The following is a 17,860-nucleotide window of genomic DNA, read 5'->3' as shown; positions in this document are numbered from 1 at the left end:
ATAACATGCGACTCTTTCTTCTCCTCTTTACTTTGTTCCTATTGTTTTCATGCAATGAACTAAAAAAAGAAAACACCCGGGGTACGGATGAAGTGCTCGACGATTTTTCTAAAATGCCGGATTCTATCTTTATGGCCGGGTTTAAAATGTTGGAAACCTTAGAGGAAACTTCATTCTCAAAGGCGTTGGCACTGTTACAAAAAGAACCAAACGTTACCGAAATTGGTGTTGGGGATAGCCTTTTAAGTTTTCGGGTGAGCCATGGCCCTATGATGCTCGTGCCCTTTGGGGAAGGAATACCGGGTACCAAAGGACTTTCTGCACGCTCGCTTTCCACTGCACCATTCTTAACAGTTCAAGACGAAAAAGACCATGTTGTTGCCGCACAACGAGAAGATAGGGAGCATAAAAAAGCGTTGATCTTGGCTCCGTACCTGTGGGAATTTGGCCAGAACGAGGATGCACTAGTACCCTTAAAAAAACTAGAAAATCAAAGGAATTATCGTGGAAGAATCACCTATAAGGTCAATTCCACCAAAAATGCCCAGAACATCTCTTTGGACGATTATACCTCTTTCGAAGCTTATGATATGATATACATAAGTTCCCACGGCTCCATGACCTGTATTACAAAGGAAGGGGGTATCGAAATTACAAATGGTGGTCTTTGCCATAGTTTCATCAGCACGGGGGTAAGATTAAAAAAAAGTGAATTGCCCCAATTCAAAAAGTCAATTGGCTCAGAAGTATTCAATGGCATTGCCTTTTCACGTTCACAAGAAGAGGGAATAATCGATGTGGAATTACTTCCCGAATTTTTTGAAAACCACTATAAAGCGTTAGAAAACAAACTCATCATTATCAGTGCGTGCCAATTGGGACAGCGAGGTGATATTGGTGATACATTTGGCAAGATCTTACGGAACAGCCAACTGTTCTATTGGCAAAATACCATTGATGCCAACGATGCCAAAAAAGCCTTTTCAAGCCTGTACGATAGAATGCTGGACTATGGGGAAACCGCACCGGTCGCATTTGAGAATATGCCCGACGCCCTCAAGAAAAACATCCCCTATTTTAAGGATGTAAAAAAACAGGGCGATTCTGTAGAGGTCTTCAATTACTTAAAACTGGCCTCCCAAGGCAATGCCATGCATCTTATAGAACCCGTCACCTTTATTGACGAAAAGACCCGCAGACCTTTGGACGAGGGACAGGTATTTCCCTTTGAAGGTATTTTTGAGGACAATCTACCGGAAAGTGCCAACTTTACCTTGGAACTCCTGGGCTACGACCAAAACGAAATGCAGCAAGGGCATATGACCTTGACCCTCAAGGTTGATGGTGAGACCGTTCTGGATAACCAGTCCTTCTTGCCCGATACCGATCCCTATGACCATATTGAGGTGCAAAATGGAAAAAACGAGAAGACCACTTGGGTCACCTTTAAGGGTATCGATCTAAGGAAAGACCTCAAAAAGAACAGCTCGGTAAAATTAGAAGCTTTGTTCCATTTTGATGGGGAACATTACGGGTACCAGTCCTTACAGGTAAGCACGGGAAGCTCCGATATGCGCATCGAAATGGAGCATGAGGGCGACCATATTACCATGTACTTCGATGCCGATAACTATGGGTTGAAAATGGTAATCCCCAAGGAGAACCAAACCATGTACGGTGATGAGCAGGGGTTTATGTACGTCCATTCCGATGGGGAAGGTTGGATAAAGACCGAAATGAAGGGAATGTTCGCTGCCATCGGGTCCAAAATGCCCATTAATCTGGATTTTCTTAACGATTTACCTGCCAAGGGAACGTTCCTCCATAAAATTCCGGCCTTTGCAGCCACACTTACCATTGCCAAACTGGAACAGGAACCCCGGGCCAAAAAAATAAGTGGCCCCTTAGATGCCAAGACCGTTTTCTTGGCAGACGGCCATGTAAAAATCACCTTTGACGCACAAAAACGCTTGGAATCCCTAGAAGACCAAGGCTATATAAAATACTACTACGAACCGCAAAAGGTAACTTTTCCCAAGGCCAAGTTGTTCCAGATGCCATCATTCTAAAAACCAAAACACATGAAAAAAAACCTCCCGATTCTCATAGTTCTCTTGTTGTTCGCCTGCACGCTTCAGGCCCAGAAAACCTTTATCAACAGAGATCCAAAGGGGTACTTCCCCAAAATCATGATCAATAACGTGAACACCAAATTGTTCCACCGGATGAACGGGTCGGTAAAATTATGGCTGTATTGGAGTGAAGTACCCGAATCTACAGGGTACATGGATGGCAGGACGCACTATAAAATGACGGTGTACAATTCCGATGCCATTGCCAATAGGACCTTTGAGTTCGATTATACGATCTATGGGGGGTCATTTTCTGGGAAACCCACATACTGCAAGCTTATCGCCACTTTTGTATATAAGGACAAGCGGCCCACCAAAAAGGTGACCGAATACTTTGATCTTCAAAAAAATCCCTAAAAACCGATATATGAAAAACATACACCCTAATAACGCAGACATGAAAGAAGGTAAAAATACAGCGATCATCGCCTATTGTACCCTCATAGGCCTCATCATTGCCTTTACATTGAACAGTAGCAAGAAGAATCCTTTTGCCAACTTTCACATCAAACAATCCGTAGGATTGGCATTGACAGGTCTTATTCTTTACATTATTGATAAAGTGCCCTATATAGGCGGTATTTTAAACCTTTTAGGCCTCATAATACTATTCTATATGTGGATTATGGGGCTTATGAATGCAATAAATGGCGTAGAGAAACCAGTGCCTTTATTAGGAAATGCTTATAAAGAACTATTTAAAAATATATGATTCGTCGACCTATGAAAATAATAACTATCGTCTGTCTGGTTTTCCTAACCCTACTATCTGGATGTAAGGAGGACGCAAAAAACCAAACATCCATTACAGATGTGCCATCCAATGCCCCTAAATCAGATTCAAAAACCACCAATGACGTGTTGAACAAGCAACAGTTTCAGGCATTTTTCCCCAAACAGCTAGGAGGTTATGAACTGAGGGACGTCTCCATACTTGCTTCCAATGCCATTACCACCGGAACCTATATCAAAGGCAACGATTACAACCGAAGCTTGGTACTCATTTTGCAAGATGGTAACAGAAAGGGTTCGGGAATCATTAAAAATTTCGATATGAGCTATGCACAAGACCTAAAACCCGCACCTGGGAGCGAATACATTAAAAAAGAACGGGATGGTTACAGAACCATAGCCTTGGTACAGCCCCAGATTGGGAGAAACTTGATTGAACTTACCTATAAAAACCGATTCCGTATTTCTTTGGAAGGCGTGGAGGATGTGGATACGCTTTGGCGTTATTTGGACAAAGAGAACTTTGCCATTTTAGATTAAAAATATAAGATATGAAAAGAATGATCATTACTTTCTTGGTCTTTACAACACTTATAGGGGCCTTGGGCTGTAAGAACCAAGAGAAACAACCTTCACCAGTAGGACAAAGCCCGATTCAAACCGTTGAAAAAACAGAAGCAGTCAAAACCAAGGCACCCAAAGCTACCGTAAGTATAAACCTTGATGGCCAAGCTTTGCCTTGGGGCGTACTGGACACCAAGCGTTCCACCGATGTGACCCTTTTGGACAACGGTCTTCAATTTCGATTGAACGATACCGACAACCGCTCAGTTCTGGTGAACCTCTATGCCCCTGACTTTTTTAACCAAATACCCATTCGCATCACCCAACAGACCTCGGCTTTGGCCCCGGAAGATGTGTATAAGGTAAAAACACAGAGCAGATTGGAAGTCTTGGTTCCCAGTGAATACCCGGTGCAGGGCGATGCCAAGGTATTGTACGAAGGCGATGTGACGCTTGAGCAATACAGTCGGTCAGCACTTACGGTCACCTTTCAAGGTAAAGGATTGCCTTTGGGAGCTTCTAAGACCCAACTGTTTCCCATGGAAGGGAAAATTGTGTTGGAGAATTTTGAAATCTACGATGCACGAAACTGATGGAAACCTTTTTTTCAAACTTCAGTATAATGGAACGCAATGGGATTATCCTTTTGACGGTATCCATCCCCCTAATGATTTGGACCTTGTGGAATTGGCATCTTTCCGAACAATCCAAAACATGGCCTAAGGTGAAAGGGGAAATATTGGATGTAGCCATTACAAGACGTCCTTATTTGATAAAATACCAATATCGCATTGCAGGTAAATTGTATGAAAACGACCGTATTTTCTTCACCAACTCCCGAGAATGGGAACGAAGAGCCAAAACTTTCCGGAACATGTACCAAAAAGAACAAACAGTGGATATTTTTTACAATCCAAATAATGCAAAAATGGCAGTTTTACAACCAGGGCGAAGAGATGGGCTTCTTACCTCCCTTCTTTTTCTGACAGCTTTTATTATGGTTGGGGGCATGGCTCTCTATGACCCCTACTCCACCCAAGAATATATTTCAACAATCCTTCAAAAATTTAAATAAAATTCAATTAAAAAATGAAAACGAACAACAGAATTATTCGAAAATTTCTTTTCACTGTAATCTTAACAACGGGAATAAATTGTTTGGGCCAAACCCCGGAGCAAGTACAGTTGATTGAAAAAGCAAAAAAAATGCAGGATAGCATTGTGAACACTTCCTTTTTCAAAAATCTGGAAGCCCAAGCCAAAAAAGAAGAGGCACTATACCAAACAAGAACGGAAGAAGACCCGAACATAATCGAGGATACCGTTCAACGCACCAATTTTCCAGTACAAGTTGAAAATTTCCCTTTTGACACCATGGACTTGGTCACTTATCCTTTGGGAATGGAAAAACCTATCCACATTGGACAGATTCAAAAAGGAGGGGTTCTACGTTTTGAACTCCCAAAAACATTACATGTGCCAGAAGAACAATTGGGAAGTATCACAACCGATTTGGCTACCCTGTTTCTGGCCAATTGTTATACCTATGCGGAAGAACTCGATACAGGTAATGAGGTCAATGGTTTCAAGGTAGAACAAATAGGCTTAGAGACCTCAGAAGGTCGCTATGCAGGAGTTCTTTTCGTCGTTTCTTCTGAAGATATGATCCCATGGTTGGAAGATCCGATGTACATGGAACCGGTATTGGGCAGCTATTATCAACTGGTCTACATTTCCAATCCGATAGATTTCACGAAAGATTGTAAATACCCGATTGATTCTGGCAATGGGGATGTGCCTGTATCCTATGACTATAGATTGGACTTAAAAGAAGGGTATCAGTTTATCCGGTATACCATCAACAGCATTTATGAGACCGACCCAAATATCAGAGCCTCATTTCCCGATAAAGTTGAAGTCACCTCAGTAAAGGAACTTCCTAAAGCCCTATGGGTTGGAAAATATTTTTAAGTCTTTACTGTAATATCATTTTTCTGTAATAGCATAGATGCTTGTGCCGGCATATTTCGAACCTGCTTTTTAAAGTGAATCGGAACTCACCCTATAATAATGGGCTATCTCGGCAACGGACTTGCCGTTGTCGAACTCTTTTAAAATCTTCACGAACTGTGTTGGTGAAAATCTGCTCCTCTTCATAATACTGTTTGAAACCATGACCTCCCCCCGTTAAACCTTCAGGTTTAACGGGGGGAGGTCAAAGAAAGGACAGCCCGTTCACCATCGATGTCGTTTGTAATAGGCATCTCTTTTTAAAGAGATGCCTATTACAAATTAAATAAACGCCATACCGCTAAAAAAGAGATGGAACAGGTCCTTGCAGAACTCGTTCAAAAAAGCAGAAGAATCCTACCTAGGGAAGGTGCCAGAAAACTGATAAAATCATTATATCAGTACTTTTAGGAACGGTACCTGAAAATAGGTAGGGACATGCTATTCCGTATCTTAAGAGAAAATGGCATATTTGTTCTAAGAAAGCAATATTCTTACAGGACCACCAATTCATACCATCGGTTCAACAAGTACAACAACATCATAAAAGACCTGAAGATAGATAGACCCGATCAAGTTTGGGCCTTCGATATCACCTACATCAGGACCATTAACGGATTCTGTGACCTGGTGCTTATAACCGATATGTATTCCGGAAAAATCGTTGGCTTCGACCCTAAGTGATAGTCTGGAACTAAAAGGATGTGTAAGAGCCTTGAACAAGGCCATTTACAATGCCAGGAACATTGAAAGACTTATCCACCAATCAGACAGAGGCATCCAATATTGAAGCAATGTATACACTCAGATCCTGAAAAGAAAAAAGATAAATATCAGTATGACGGAAGAAAACCATTGTTGCGAAAATGCCCTCGCCGAAAGGGTCAACGAGATTCTTAAAGATGAATTTTATCTCGACCAAACTTTTACAAGCGTTGTCCATGCCAAGAAAGCGACCAAAAATGCAATCAAACTGTACAACTCTAAAAGATTGCATTTATCTTTAGATTATAGAACATATTACGTGCATAAACATGCCGCTTAAAACTACTATTAATCTGTAGCTGTATTTAAGACTTAACATTTAAACTAAAATCATCAATTTGAATAGAACATTTCTAATATCAGGAGCAAGCTTTGCTGGATTGACTCTAGCATATTGGCTAAATAAATTCGACTACCATGTTACCCTTGTCGAAATTTCGTCTGGAATAAGAAAAGGAGGCTCACCCATTGAAATTCGAAGTGAAGCTTTAAACATTGTCCAAGAAATGGGACTGTTGGAAAAAATAAAAGCAAAACAATTGACTGTTAACGTAAATAAAAGAATGGTAAATGCGAAAGATGAAACACTTTTTTCGTGGAATCATTCGGAAGGAAACGACATTGAAATCGATAGGGATGATTTATTGGATATTTTAGAAGAAAGCATTCCAAAGAATGTTGAATTCCTTTATAAAAACCGAATCACAAGGCTTGAACAGTTTGAAGATAATGTAAACGTTACTTTCAAAAACGGAGAAAATCGAAACTTTGATTTTGTTATTGGAGCAGACGGGACTCATTCGTCCGTTAGGAAATTAATTTTTGGAAACGAAAATGAATTCTCCATATTTTTTGGAGCCTATTTCGCAACCTGTGAAATGAAAGATATTGCAACAAATCAAGGCGTGATTTACAATGAACCTGGAAAAATGGCTGGACTTTTCCCTTTTAAAAATAGCGTTCAAGCAACGCTTATTTTCAGGTCTCCAAAATTAAACTACGATTATAGAAGTCTTGAAGAGCAAAAAGAAATTCTTAAAACTAATTTCAAAAATGGAGCTTGGAAAATACAGAACATCATTGATGAAATGCTAAAAAGTGATAAGGTATATTTTGATGAAATTTGTCAGATCAAAATGCCGACTTGGTCAAAAGATAGAATTGCATTAGTTGGAGATGCAGCACACACAGCAGGTTTTCCAACAGGAATGGGAACTACTTTAGCTATTCAAGGTTCGGCAATTTTGGCAAAATCACTCAATGAATTACAAGGAGATTTTCAAGCTGCTTTTTCAAACTATTACAAAATATACCATCCGTTTGCAGAAACTGTTCAAGCAAAAATCACAGATGGACTAAATTTCACTGTTCCAGAAACACAAGAAGAAATTGACAGAAGATTTAATAAAAAAACTACCGCCAACAATGCTCATCTTCAGGCTGACTAAGGGCTGTCCGCAAAGTATTTGCTTACCTGCACTCTGGTTACGACCGGTACGATAGCGTTTGTGAAATCCGCCCGAAAGCTTAGCAGGAACGTTGCCAATAATTAGGAAAACTAAACGCAAAAATTAATGAGAAAAAACATTTCGAAATATATCGGAGTTGGAATTATTATGTTAACCGTGTCTTGTAAAACTTATACGATTCCTGTCCAAAGTTTCAAAGAACAAATGAAAGACACAAATTCTTCGAATATGAAAGATGTACCGATTTAATAATCCTCTGACATTTTGAGGTATCTCATATTATGCAAATACTATTGACCGAATTATTGTTGTGGATAAAAACAGAAACAAGTTCTATCTTCACAATGCTGGCTAATCGAAATGAGAGTTACTCATAAGAATGGAAAAAAATATCATCTATATATCGATACAGTAATTTTAGAAAACAATACTCTAAAAGGTGAACGCTCAAACTTTATCCAAAGTTTTAAAAAGCAAATCCCAATTGATAACATTGTGAATATCGAAATTCAAGTCGGTGAAAAGAAGTTTAACTAAAAAACTGTGGACATCAATATTAAACGTTGCACAAGTGTGAATTCCTAAGAGACGAGAATTTTCATGATTTTTAAATATATATAAGTTATTGTTTATTGGTTATATGGTATTCTTAAAACTGATATTAATTCGTAATTTGATTAAAAAAGAGGTTTTGTAATAGCCAAATATATAACCGCAATTACAGGCGAATCCGACTAAGCCCGAATTCACCGAGAATTGCTAAGGTCAGTACCTAACCGAAAACAAAGTAAACCAAACCGATAACTGACGGTTATACGAACCGTCAGACTGCGCAAAAACCTATTTGATTGCGCTTAGATGTAGAGGGGTATCTGAAAAAAAATCCGAATACGGGATTCTCAGAGGCTCGAATTGAGTTAATACACAGATTCTTGTTTTGTGTAATGGACCAAAGACTGACAAAAATTTAAACCAGGAATAAAATGACTATATATCATCAAGTGTTAATTCATTCAAAACCAGAAGATGTCTTTAGAGCAGTTACAGAACAAGAAGGACTTTCAAAATGGTGGATTCAAGATTGCACGGCAAAACCTGAAATCGGATTTGTTAATATTTTTAAGTATGAAGGGTATGTTAATAATGAAATGAAAGTTATTGATCTAGTGCCCAACGAAAGAGTAGAATGGGAATGTATAAAAAGTGAAAAGGAATGGATTGGAACTCACATTATGTTTGAAATTTCAACACATAACAATCTGGCCAAATTAAATTTCAAACAAATTGGTTGGAGAGAGCAAACCGAATTTTTTGCAACTTGTAATTTTCATTGGGCAAGGCATCTGATTATGTTGAAAGATTTATGCGAAAGTGGAATTAACCAAGTCTTTCAAGAAAAGGAAGCTGTTGAAATTAAAAAAGTGAAAGGTTGAAACACACCACAAAAGAATGGTAACCGTTAGTTAGACAAGCAAAAACTTAACCACCGAACAAGTTCGTGCAAGCCTCTCTACGGTACTTCCTTATTTTCGCATCAATACTTAAGGTCAAGTTTCAGATGTTTACCGGGAGCTCCAATCAGGTACAGAAGAACACTTTTAAGCCTTTTGACCAAGGCAAGCTTCCCCCACCCCACTTTTAGAGCTTTTCTCAATGCATTTCAGGTACTTCTACAGGTTGTAGGCGATGGCTGAGAGATGCATCACCCGGTTGGCATGTGCGAGGCCTAAGGTATTTACCTTTCTTAATCCCATGAACTGGGTTAGGATGACGAAGACTTGTTCGACAGTGCTCTGGCGTTTACCCTTCATGTATCTGCCCTGCGGACTTTCGACACTTTGCATGTTGCCCGCGTATTCATCCCTGTAATAGGTGACGCCGAACTTCTTCGCTTGTGCACTTTTGCAAGGCACCGCTCCCTTATGGGCAGCCCGAGCACACATGTTTGCGAGTACAGTACTCTTTCTTCTTGGTGCCCGTTCGGCAATCGCTGAAGACCTTGGTAATCAAGATCTGCTTTCACTTTGAAATCAAATGACAAGGGAACTTTGGCTGATAATTTGTGTCGATTCGTGATTTGAAGCGACCACAACGATATACTTCAAAAAGATTTCTGTAGCATTTAAACAGTTGCCAAACGGCTGAAAAGATAAAAGGCTTCGAATAAAGCGAAACCTCTTATCTTTTTAGCTCATAATAGACTTTCCCAAGCAAAAGTATTTATCAATCTATTTTGATTTTTATCTCCCAACTACCTCGTAGAACACTCATTGCTCGAGCGAGTACAAGCGCAAATTGTTAATGTGTATTGAACGGAAATATGGCATCAACTATGTTTAGCAAATATCACTAAAGTAAAGACCTTTAATATAGCCTGATCTTTATCTAATCTACAATTTTCGAAGATTTATAATTCCTAAAATCCCGATGATTACTGTAATAAGTAGGGTGGGAAACATCAGATAGAACCAATTTACCTGATTTTTGGATGTATAAAACTTAGCATCGAATCTTTTCCAATTAATTGAATCCGCCGCATCGTTATCAAAAATCTTCCTATAAAAACTTAAGCGTAAACTTTCATGGAAATCTGTTAGCGCTTTTAAGAAATTCAAATGGCTTAACATATCTGTTCCGGCAAGACGATTAAAACTTAATTGAGCATGCATCGTAGGTACAAAAAGGGCTACTTTTTCACTTACGACATTTCTGAGCATTACTTTATCCATCATTTCTACACTGGTTTCCTGTGCTGCCAAGTCTCCCATGTGCTGCATTCCGTAATACCAAATCCAACTGAATTCATCTTCGGGTACTTTGTAATTTTTATACTGGGGGTAGGCTTCAAGAAATCCGTTCATAGTAACATCCTTTTCCAAATCCCATTTTTCGTGGTACCCATCCCTTTGTTCCACCATGGCATGTAACGCCTCTGGAACTTGGTATTGATTGAGTACATAATTGTTCACCAGGGCAGGGATTAAAATGGTCAATGTGACCCAAATGGAAATTAACGCCAATGCATTGAAACTTGAGTTTTTAAGCAGGGAAACTATCCAAAAACACAATGCGCTCCAAAAGCACAGGTATAGTATGCTTTGGGAAAAGATGGCCCAAAAATTCTGATTTAATGGAATCTGTAGAACGCTACTTGCCAAGAAAAACAGAAAAACCAGAACTACAAAAACAAACATTAATCTGACCATTAATTTTTTAAACAAAAATCCAGATTTGCCAGAGGTCTGTGCCGCTATGATCCGCCATGTCCCTAATTCATTTTCTTCAGAATATAAATTAAAGGTCATGGCAATCAACACTAAGGGAAACAGGTAAATGATTACAAAGCCCAAATCTAAATTACCTGACATCAATAATGAGGGATTTTCAAAATCGGTATCATACTTCTGTCCTTCCAAACCACGAATGGTAACAGATTGTAATGAAGGATTTACATCACTTTGGCCAATTGAGATAGCATTGATGTTCGCCGGTTTCTTGATGAGGGCAAACCTAAGGTAATAAAGTAATAGACCTAGATCATCATGATGATATTCTATATTCCGTTTGATACTTTCGTGCTGAAATTCCTTTGCGGCAATGATTGAATTCTGCTGTTTTATCAAGTATTGTTTGCCGATCAATATGCCAATGACACCAACCAGAAGCATTATGGCGAGGCTGACCAAGAATATTTTTGTTCTAAAAAAGGATTTGAATAATAGTAGATACATTTAAATGGCTTTTAGGTTAGAGGATAAGGTCAACAATCCAAAAATGGATAGTAAGCCCCAAAATATAAGGGCTGTAAGTGATGTCAACTCGTTTTTTAAAACGTGCTCGATGGAAAGAAAATCGTATTCAAAAGGTGGGAATTCTTTCCAGTAATCGCTAGAAATAATTTCAGGACCTGTATGACCTTCGTTCGGAATTAAATCCATCTGCAACCGGTTCATTTCTTGAGCCAACTTGAAGCGGTAGCTTTCGGCCTCGGATTTGAAATGAAGAAAGGACTGAAAATCGGTTCCCGAAAAAGCCATGGACACATTTTTTATCGCAGTATAGGGGTTCGCAAAAGCGGAATAGCGTTCAAGGGTATTCTGTTTATCGTATACCTTATATATAGCATCTTGATGTTTTTGATAAACTTGCGCAGTTAAGGCCTCTCCTTTAGCCATAACATAACCGCCATAATTGAAGGGTAGGTCCTCTACCCTTTCCACGTTGTTGGCCAAGAGAACTGAATCCTTTAAGCTTTTATAATGTGGGTCGTTCGGATTATGACTATCGCCCAATGCAGTGATTTCATCCTCTACAGCAGTTTCCATTTCTATTTTTGATGGCGTAGGATACAAATAATAACCCATCGCCTGCAAGGACTTTGGAACAATAATGACGAACAATAACCAAATTCCTAAAAGTTTGACCAGGGCACTTTTAGCCGTTTTACTAAAGGCCGAAACCAATATGGTAATTGCACTCAGAATACCGAAGAAAAGGAAATAGGAAACCAGAAGTACCAAATACCTTATAATACTCTCCATCTGTATGAACTCGTGAGACTCGGTAAGCACAAAGATTATAACCACTAGAAAGGTGGTCAACAAAAACACCAATGATAAACTCCATAGCCCTAGCCATTTTCCAAAGACAATTTGCTTCCTGGCAATACCTTGTCCGATCAATAATTTCAAGGTGCCATTCTCCCGTTCTTGGGCAATGGTGGCAAAACCAAGATAAAATAGTAGAAGAGGTACGATCACTTTCAAGAGCATGGCCAAGCTTACTTCTCCAAATCGCAATAACCCCGTGGACATACTTGCCTCTGAAAAATTGACCGTATTTTGCTTATGGGCCTCCAAGAAAACCGCATTACCTACAAAATTTTCCATCCCAAGATCAAAAACACTGAGAATATGTTTTATTCTTAAGGCAAAAGAACCGTAATGGGCCATACGATGCGGATGCTTATCCGGATTATTCTCCCAACTTTCCTGTACGTCTTTTTGAATCGATGTTCGGGTATTGTTTTGATCATGGTAGTTTTCCCAACCACTATAGGATGAAAAAATCAATAAAAACAGCATTAATAAGGAAGCTATGTTCATAATCCTAGACCTAAAGGCATCTTTCCATAATTGCTGCGCCAGAATAAAAATCACTTTTTTTCGCATGTTTAAAATTTATAGGTTGCATTCAATAAGATGTTTCTTGGGACACCGGGAGCCAAACGAAAGGCATTCAATGCTCCTAACCAATACGTTCTATCAAACAGATTATTCACCTTTAAAGTGAGTTGAATATTCCCGTTCGTAGGCTTGTAGTATACAGCGGCGTCAAAAACGGTGTAGTCCGGCAGCAGTAAGCGGTCAGCATACCAAGAGTATTTATCGCCACTATACTGCATTCCCAATCCAATACCAATACCCTTTAGGGAGATACTTGAAAAATCATACTTACCCCAAAAGTTGGCACTATGTTTTGGGGTGCCGCCTACACGCTCCCCAAGGAGAGACACATCATCATCTTCCACAATTTCGGCATCGGTAAATGCGTAGGAGGCTACCAATTGAAAGTTAGATGTCAAGTGTCCGGAAAAATCAGTTTCGAAACCTCTGCTCCGTTGTTCACCTCTGGCCGTTAAATTTTCCAGATTGTAAGGATCTCCAATGAGGATATTCTTCTGTGTGATGTCGAAAAATGCAAAATTCAGGGCCGCTTTGCCATTGAAAAATTCTCCCTTTGCACCAAACTCCTTTAGATTGCTTTTCAATGGATTAAAAGCTCCAGGGGAAGCTGCCCAAAAGAAACCTTCTGTTGCAGGCGATAATGACACGGTATTCGTCTGTGGCTGGAAGCCTTCCAAATAGGTGACATAGGCACTTATGGTGCTCGTAACCTCATACGTTAGCCCTAACCTTGGAATAAGCTTTTCGTTCTTAAATTTTTGTTCATCCCCTTTGTAATCAAAAATATCGGAGAACCACTCATACCTTAAATTCACTAATGCAGATAACTTACCTATTTTAAATTGGTCCTGAATGTAAATACCCCCAGTCGTGGAAAGGTTCGCAGGTATCTGAAATTCAGCTAGTTTATAATCCTTGGTTACCCGAACGCCGTTATTCGGATTCTGTAAATTAAAATGCGGTACGTTTGGTACGGGCATTACGATTCCGTCCATTTCCATGGTTTGAAATTGTTCCGCTTCATCCACATTGAAATTGGATACTGAGCCATCTAATCTTAAATAGCGTCTTGCCGTATTTTGACCACCACCAATGGTACGTTCCCAACGGCTTGCGTCATAGCCCATTAAAAATTTATTGCTTGTCTTTTCGTCCTTAGCATATACGGTAAAAAAAGTGCTGAAATTATCAGTGTTCCATAACTGTTGACGTTCTACGTACCGCATGGCCGCTAAGGTGGGTATGGCATTCCCTTCGATATCAACGGCAGCAGTATTCTCTGTTCTATGTTCGGCCAGATCTTCCTTCCAAGCCTGTTTCATATAGGAGGCATTAAAACCAATATTTTTAGTGATTTTCTTAGAGAAGTTAGACATGATAATGACTTCCTTCGATTTAAAATAATCATTGTAAGCACCAAGATTCAAAGAAACAGGCGTACTATTTAAATTGAATACTCCATTAATTTTACCAAAAATAGGTTGACCTCTATCTAAATTACCGACACCGTTACTATAGATCATTTCTACATTAAGGGCGGTAGTGGCATCAGGAATATAGCTAAAGGAGGGTGTGATCAGGAAAGCATTGTTCTTGACTACATCCCTAAAGGAATTTGCTTCTTGAAAGGCAGCGTTAAAGCGATACAACAGTGTTTTAGAAGCGTTCAGAGGTCCTGTGAAATCAGCCGTTGCCCTATGTGTTCCAAAACTTCCCGTAGTAGCTGATACTTCGCTTCTTTTTTCGGTCAATGGTTTTTTGGTCACCATATTTACCGTACCGCCGGGGTCTGCACTGGAGAAGGTGACCGATGATGGACCTTTTATAACTTCAACACGTTCTATATGTGCCGTAATCGGCTGTAGAAAGTAGTATTGTCGTGTACGCATTCCGTTAAGTATCTGCCCATCATCCGCTTGGCTGATACCACGAATATTAAAATGGTTGTATAATCCGGTAACGGTAACATTACTGACCATTTTCACGGCTTCGGTCAGTTGAAAAGCTTGGCGGTCCGCTAATAATTCTTTTGTTACCGTGGTAATGGCTTGAGGCAACTCCTTGTTTTTAATAGCTACTTTCGTGGCTGAAAAGGAATAGTCACTCTTATAATCTGTTCTAGCCCTGCCCACAACTTCTACGGACTGTAACTGCTCAACGCCTTCTTGTAGGGTAAAGCGACCTAAATTGTATACTTTGGATTGGACAAATGATTTTTGGAATTTCAAAGATTTCATTCCTATATAAGAAATATAAAATCTATACGTGCCTTTTTGTGGAAGTTCCAAATTAAAGTGTCCGTTTTCTTGGGTAACCGTTCCGTTTTTGATGCTTGAATTTTCACTGGAATAGGTAATACTTGCCCCAAATATGGGAGTTCCTTGGGTATCGGTTATTGTTCCATTTACGGATAATTGCGAATAGCAGGTGCCAGACGCTAGGACGGATAGTATAATTAGATTAAAAATTTTATTCATGATCTTAAATAGTTTCTAGGTATAGTTGGTTTAATTCTTTGGCGTTTATTTCGCTGGCCTTTAATTGTTGGACCAAAACACCTTCTTTCATAATACCAATGGTAGTACCAAGCTCAACCGCATTAAAAATATCATGCGTGGCCATAAAGATTACCTTACCCATTTGGGCAAGTTCCTTACAGATTTTGGTGAATTCAGCAGTTGCTTTGGGGTCTAGGCCAGAAGTGGGCTCGTCCATGAAGATGACCTCGGCATTTTTTGCCAATGCTACGGCAATGCCCACTTTTTGTCGCATTCCTTTAGAGTAAGAGGAGAGTCGTTTGTGTTGTGCATCGGCCTGTAATCCTGTTTTGCTTAGAAATGCTTCTAACTCAGGAGGAGAGTAGGAGAATCCAGCCAAACGGCTAAAGAAATCAAGGTTTTCAACACCGGAAAGATTACCATAGAGCTGTACTGTTTCTGGAATGTAGGCTGTGAGTTGGTTGGTATGGTCCTCACCTACTTCGCGATTGCTTACAAAGGCCAGACCGCCGTCTTTCTTAATGAACCCTAAAAAAATATTGATCGTTGTCGTTTTTCCTGCGCCATTTTGGCCCAATAAGCAAAAAATTTCTCCTTTGGAAACCTCAAAGGACACATTTTTCAACACAACTTTATTGTTATAGGATTTGGTGATATTTATTGCTCTTAACATGAATAGTATTTTATTTAATAATGAATTTATAGTAGTGTCCATGCCTAATACACACTATATAGTACTGTGATTAGACACACCAAAATTTTTGAGTAATACCCGAGTATGGGTCGAGTGTCCGGAATAGTTTTAGAACATTTTTATCCAATCCTTGGAGCCAGAATAGCTTAAAAGATACATTGCAGACAAGGTATGGGTAGCCCATACCTATCCTATAAAAAAGGATAAAAATCTAAAAGATTGGACTAGACAGTCGCAGGTGGAGGCCTGGTAAATAGGTAACTAGATAAATGTTTGTTGTTATAAACAACAAAAGGAGCGATGGCGACTAATTCTTTCTTGGAAAAGAAGTGCGCTCTTTGCGGTAATTTTTTTTGGTCTGTTTCAAGCAGTGGGATAAAACCTACCGCCGTGGTTATATGACAAACTTCACAATGTTTAACATCATTATCATCGGTATGATGTGTAAGCGCATGCAAAGCTGCCACCTTGAACAAAAGAATCAAGGCTACGTAAAACAGTGCAATAAACTGCTTTGTGTTTTTCATTATAGTAGGCAAAAATAACCATTAGGATACATTATCCCATCACCTTAATTTAAAAAAAGGTTAAGAAGCTTAATCTCAAATTGGTCAATTAGATTACAATATGAAAAAGATGGAAATTAAATTACGATTGAAAATTATTTGGATTCACTAACATTGCTTTTAATGATGATTTTTTTATTAGATTTTTTTATTTAGCAGTATCGGCCGTATCCTTGTTGTAATATATAACTGATTTTAGATTCCCATTTTTATTTCATTCTATCTAAAATTCCTTTCAAAGATCTGTAAAACTAAAATCCGTCCCAATTGGTTATTGAGACGGATTCTTTTACACATTGCTTGTTACAAAAACATAACTCACAACTCCAAACAACCAAATTCTTATTTACATTTTTAATCTCATGAAAAGCTCATGGGTACTGTTGTCAAGGCCGTTTATTTGTTCCTGTATAGATGTTTCGTAAGCATAACCTATGTTGAACCCGCTACTGATACTGAACAGCACCAGTCCGCTGATGCTCTCGCTATACCTGTAGCTTGCGCCTAACTCAAAGCGTTCGCCAAAGTCTAGGATTCCCGTCATTTCGACAGATATGGGCGATGCGTCCACATAACGGAGCATCCCCATGGTTTTGAGGTCTAAAGTTTTTCCCAATAGAAAGGTGTATCCCCCGCTCAGGTAGGCGTGCCTACGGTCTACACCAAGATGGGCATTACCATCACGCTCTTGCAAGCGGTCGGGTGTCAACAGCTTTGGTGCTGACAGGGATGCGAAATACCTGTCGTGCTTCAAATAAACCCCAGCTCCCACATTGGGGGTAAAACGGCTCTCGTAATTCATCAATGATGCGTCTTGGCCCATACCATAGGTCACAAGACCTTGGGTGTTGGCGTCATAGGAGTTGGCACTGCCCTTGATTCCAAAGTAGAGCACGTGTTCATCATCCAATTGGATATTGTACGACACATCGATGGCCACCCATGTTTGTTGCTCAATAAAAGTCTTGTCATTGAGTATGGATGCCCCAAGCCCTATGTTTTTGCCCACGGGCATCCCAAAGATGACACTTTGGCTTTCAGGAGCCCCTTCGATTCCCGCCCATTGGCTGCGAATCCCCAAGGAGAATTCGGCAGCCTCTGAACTTCCCACAAAGGCAGGGTTGTAAATGTTCATGTTATAGCGGTAAAAGGTGTAGTTGGGGTCCTGTTGTGCAGTTACCGAAACGGATAGTGCGAGGAACAGGGCCATTATCTGTATTTTATTGATAAGTTTCATCTGTCTT

At 39.6% G+C, this 17,860-nt stretch carries 18 protein-coding genes; 11 read left to right on the top strand and 7 right to left on the bottom strand.

The window, feature by feature from the left end; genetic code table 11:
- Positions 1-5: 5 nt before the first annotated feature.
- The 11 genes from ACNR9Q_RS12325 to ACNR9Q_RS12275 all read left to right on the top strand — a co-directional run bounded on the left by ACNR9Q_RS12325 (position 6) and on the right by ACNR9Q_RS12275 (position 9,105).
- The gene (locus ACNR9Q_RS12325) at positions 6-2,069 is read left to right on the top strand and encodes a hypothetical protein (protein WP_419211519.1); all 2,064 of its coding nucleotides are present in this window, start codon (positions 6-8) and stop codon (positions 2,067-2,069) included.
- A gap of 12 nt (positions 2,070-2,081) precedes the next feature.
- A complete protein-coding gene (locus tag ACNR9Q_RS12320) occupies positions 2,082-2,489 on the top strand; it encodes a hypothetical protein (protein ID WP_419211518.1) in 408 nt (135 codons plus the stop codon).
- Positions 2,490-2,499: 10 nt separating this feature from the next.
- Entirely contained in the window at positions 2,500-2,844 is a 345-nt protein-coding gene (locus ACNR9Q_RS12315; protein WP_419211517.1) for a DUF4870 domain-containing protein, read from the top strand.
- Positions 2,845-2,855: 11 nt separating this feature from the next.
- A complete protein-coding gene (locus tag ACNR9Q_RS12310) occupies positions 2,856-3,404 on the top strand; it encodes a hypothetical protein (RefSeq protein WP_419211516.1) in 549 nt (182 codons plus the stop codon).
- Between the two features lie 11 nt (positions 3,405-3,415).
- Positions 3,416-4,021, top strand: a complete 606-nt coding sequence (locus tag ACNR9Q_RS12305; RefSeq protein WP_419211515.1) for a hypothetical protein — start codon at positions 3,416-3,418, stop codon at positions 4,019-4,021.
- Positions 4,022-4,050: 29 nt separating this feature from the next.
- Complete coding sequence (locus tag ACNR9Q_RS12300) at positions 4,051-4,503, top strand: DUF3592 domain-containing protein (protein ID WP_419211514.1); 453 nt, start codon at positions 4,051-4,053, stop codon at positions 4,501-4,503.
- A gap of 14 nt (positions 4,504-4,517) precedes the next feature.
- Positions 4,518-5,399, top strand: a complete 882-nt coding sequence (locus tag ACNR9Q_RS12295; RefSeq protein ID WP_419211513.1) for a hypothetical protein — start codon at positions 4,518-4,520, stop codon at positions 5,397-5,399.
- Positions 5,400-5,876: 477 nt separating this feature from the next.
- Positions 5,877-6,122 carry a hypothetical protein gene (locus ACNR9Q_RS12290; protein WP_419211512.1) on the top strand — a complete coding sequence of 82 codons (246 nt, stop codon included), beginning with the start codon at positions 5,877-5,879 and terminating at the stop codon, positions 6,120-6,122.
- A gap of 124 nt (positions 6,123-6,246) precedes the next feature.
- Positions 6,247-6,483, top strand: a complete 237-nt coding sequence (locus ACNR9Q_RS12285; RefSeq protein WP_419214279.1) for an integrase core domain-containing protein — start codon at positions 6,247-6,249, stop codon at positions 6,481-6,483.
- Between the two features lie 58 nt (positions 6,484-6,541).
- Positions 6,542-7,651, top strand: coding sequence for an FAD-dependent monooxygenase (locus ACNR9Q_RS12280; protein ID WP_419211511.1), 1,110 nt, complete (start codon positions 6,542-6,544; stop codon positions 7,649-7,651).
- Between the two features lie 1,004 nt (positions 7,652-8,655).
- Complete coding sequence (locus ACNR9Q_RS12275; protein ID WP_419211510.1) at positions 8,656-9,105, top strand: SRPBCC family protein; 450 nt, start codon at positions 8,656-8,658, stop codon at positions 9,103-9,105.
- Positions 9,106-9,342: 237 nt separating this feature from the next.
- On the opposite strand, the gene ACNR9Q_RS12270 is transcribed toward ACNR9Q_RS12275, so the two are convergent.
- The 7 genes from ACNR9Q_RS12270 to ACNR9Q_RS12240 form a co-directional block, all read right to left on the bottom strand.
- Positions 9,343-9,483 carry a hypothetical protein gene (locus ACNR9Q_RS12270; RefSeq protein ID WP_419214278.1) on the bottom strand — a complete coding sequence of 47 codons (141 nt, stop codon included), beginning with the start codon at positions 9,481-9,483 and terminating at the stop codon, positions 9,343-9,345.
- A 579-nt stretch (positions 9,484-10,062) separates the two neighbouring features.
- A complete protein-coding gene (locus ACNR9Q_RS12265) occupies positions 10,063-11,403 on the bottom strand; it encodes a DUF3526 domain-containing protein (RefSeq protein ID WP_419211509.1) in 1,341 nt (446 codons plus the stop codon).
- On the bottom strand, positions 11,404-12,843 hold the full coding sequence (locus tag ACNR9Q_RS12260; protein WP_419211508.1) for an ABC transporter permease: 1,440 nt from the start codon (positions 12,841-12,843) through the stop codon (positions 11,404-11,406). It lies immediately after the preceding gene.
- Positions 12,844-12,845: 2 nt separating this feature from the next.
- Positions 12,846-15,335, bottom strand: coding sequence for a TonB-dependent receptor domain-containing protein (locus ACNR9Q_RS12255; RefSeq protein WP_419211507.1), 2,490 nt, complete (start codon positions 15,333-15,335; stop codon positions 12,846-12,848).
- Between the two features lie 4 nt (positions 15,336-15,339).
- A complete protein-coding gene (locus ACNR9Q_RS12250; protein WP_419211506.1) occupies positions 15,340-16,029 on the bottom strand; it encodes an ABC transporter ATP-binding protein in 690 nt (229 codons plus the stop codon).
- 245 nt (positions 16,030-16,274) lie between these two features.
- On the bottom strand, positions 16,275-16,577 hold the full coding sequence (locus ACNR9Q_RS12245) for a hypothetical protein (protein ID WP_419211505.1): 303 nt from the start codon (positions 16,575-16,577) through the stop codon (positions 16,275-16,277).
- A gap of 385 nt (positions 16,578-16,962) precedes the next feature.
- On the bottom strand, positions 16,963-17,853 hold the full coding sequence (locus ACNR9Q_RS12240; RefSeq protein WP_419211504.1) for a type IX secretion system membrane protein PorP/SprF: 891 nt from the start codon (positions 17,851-17,853) through the stop codon (positions 16,963-16,965).
- Positions 17,854-17,860: the final 7 nt, after the last annotated feature.

Origin of the sequence: Maribacter sp. X9 (assembly GCF_048537565.1) — a bacterium.
Lineage (GTDB): Bacteria > Bacteroidota > Bacteroidia > Flavobacteriales > Flavobacteriaceae > Maribacter.
Note: the sequence above shows the minus strand (reverse complement) of the source record. Positions and strands in the feature narration are given on the sequence as shown.

Excerpts from the sequence above, each read along its gene's own strand:
- ACNR9Q_RS12270 (WP_419214278.1), bottom strand. The coding sequence starts at position 9,483 with ATGAAGGGTAAACGCCAGAGCACTGTCGAACAAGTCTTCGTCATCCTA.
- ACNR9Q_RS12275 (WP_419211510.1), top strand. The coding sequence starts at position 8,656 with ATGACTATATATCATCAAGTGTTAATTCATTCAAAACCAGAAGATGTC.
- ACNR9Q_RS12305 (WP_419211515.1), top strand. The coding sequence starts at position 3,416 with ATGAAAAGAATGATCATTACTTTCTTGGTCTTTACAACACTTATAGGG.
- ACNR9Q_RS12245 (WP_419211505.1), bottom strand. The coding sequence starts at position 16,577 with ATGAAAAACACAAAGCAGTTTATTGCACTGTTTTACGTAGCCTTGATT.
- ACNR9Q_RS12250 (WP_419211506.1), bottom strand. The coding sequence starts at position 16,029 with ATGTTAAGAGCAATAAATATCACCAAATCCTATAACAATAAAGTTGTG.
- ACNR9Q_RS12240 (WP_419211504.1), bottom strand. The coding sequence starts at position 17,853 with ATGAAACTTATCAATAAAATACAGATAATGGCCCTGTTCCTCGCACTA.
- ACNR9Q_RS12260 (WP_419211508.1), bottom strand. The coding sequence starts at position 12,843 with ATGCGAAAAAAAGTGATTTTTATTCTGGCGCAGCAATTATGGAAAGAT.
- ACNR9Q_RS12325 (WP_419211519.1), top strand. The coding sequence starts at position 6 with ATGCGACTCTTTCTTCTCCTCTTTACTTTGTTCCTATTGTTTTCATGC.
- ACNR9Q_RS12295 (WP_419211513.1), top strand. The coding sequence starts at position 4,518 with ATGAAAACGAACAACAGAATTATTCGAAAATTTCTTTTCACTGTAATC.
- ACNR9Q_RS12310 (WP_419211516.1), top strand. The coding sequence starts at position 2,856 with ATGAAAATAATAACTATCGTCTGTCTGGTTTTCCTAACCCTACTATCT.
- ACNR9Q_RS12320 (WP_419211518.1), top strand. The coding sequence starts at position 2,082 with ATGAAAAAAAACCTCCCGATTCTCATAGTTCTCTTGTTGTTCGCCTGC.
- ACNR9Q_RS12290 (WP_419211512.1), top strand. The coding sequence starts at position 5,877 with ATGCTATTCCGTATCTTAAGAGAAAATGGCATATTTGTTCTAAGAAAG.
- ACNR9Q_RS12255 (WP_419211507.1), bottom strand. The coding sequence starts at position 15,335 with ATGAATAAAATTTTTAATCTAATTATACTATCCGTCCTAGCGTCTGGC.
- ACNR9Q_RS12265 (WP_419211509.1), bottom strand. The coding sequence starts at position 11,403 with ATGTATCTACTATTATTCAAATCCTTTTTTAGAACAAAAATATTCTTG.
- ACNR9Q_RS12300 (WP_419211514.1), top strand. The coding sequence starts at position 4,051 with ATGGAACGCAATGGGATTATCCTTTTGACGGTATCCATCCCCCTAATG.
- ACNR9Q_RS12315 (WP_419211517.1), top strand. The coding sequence starts at position 2,500 with ATGAAAAACATACACCCTAATAACGCAGACATGAAAGAAGGTAAAAAT.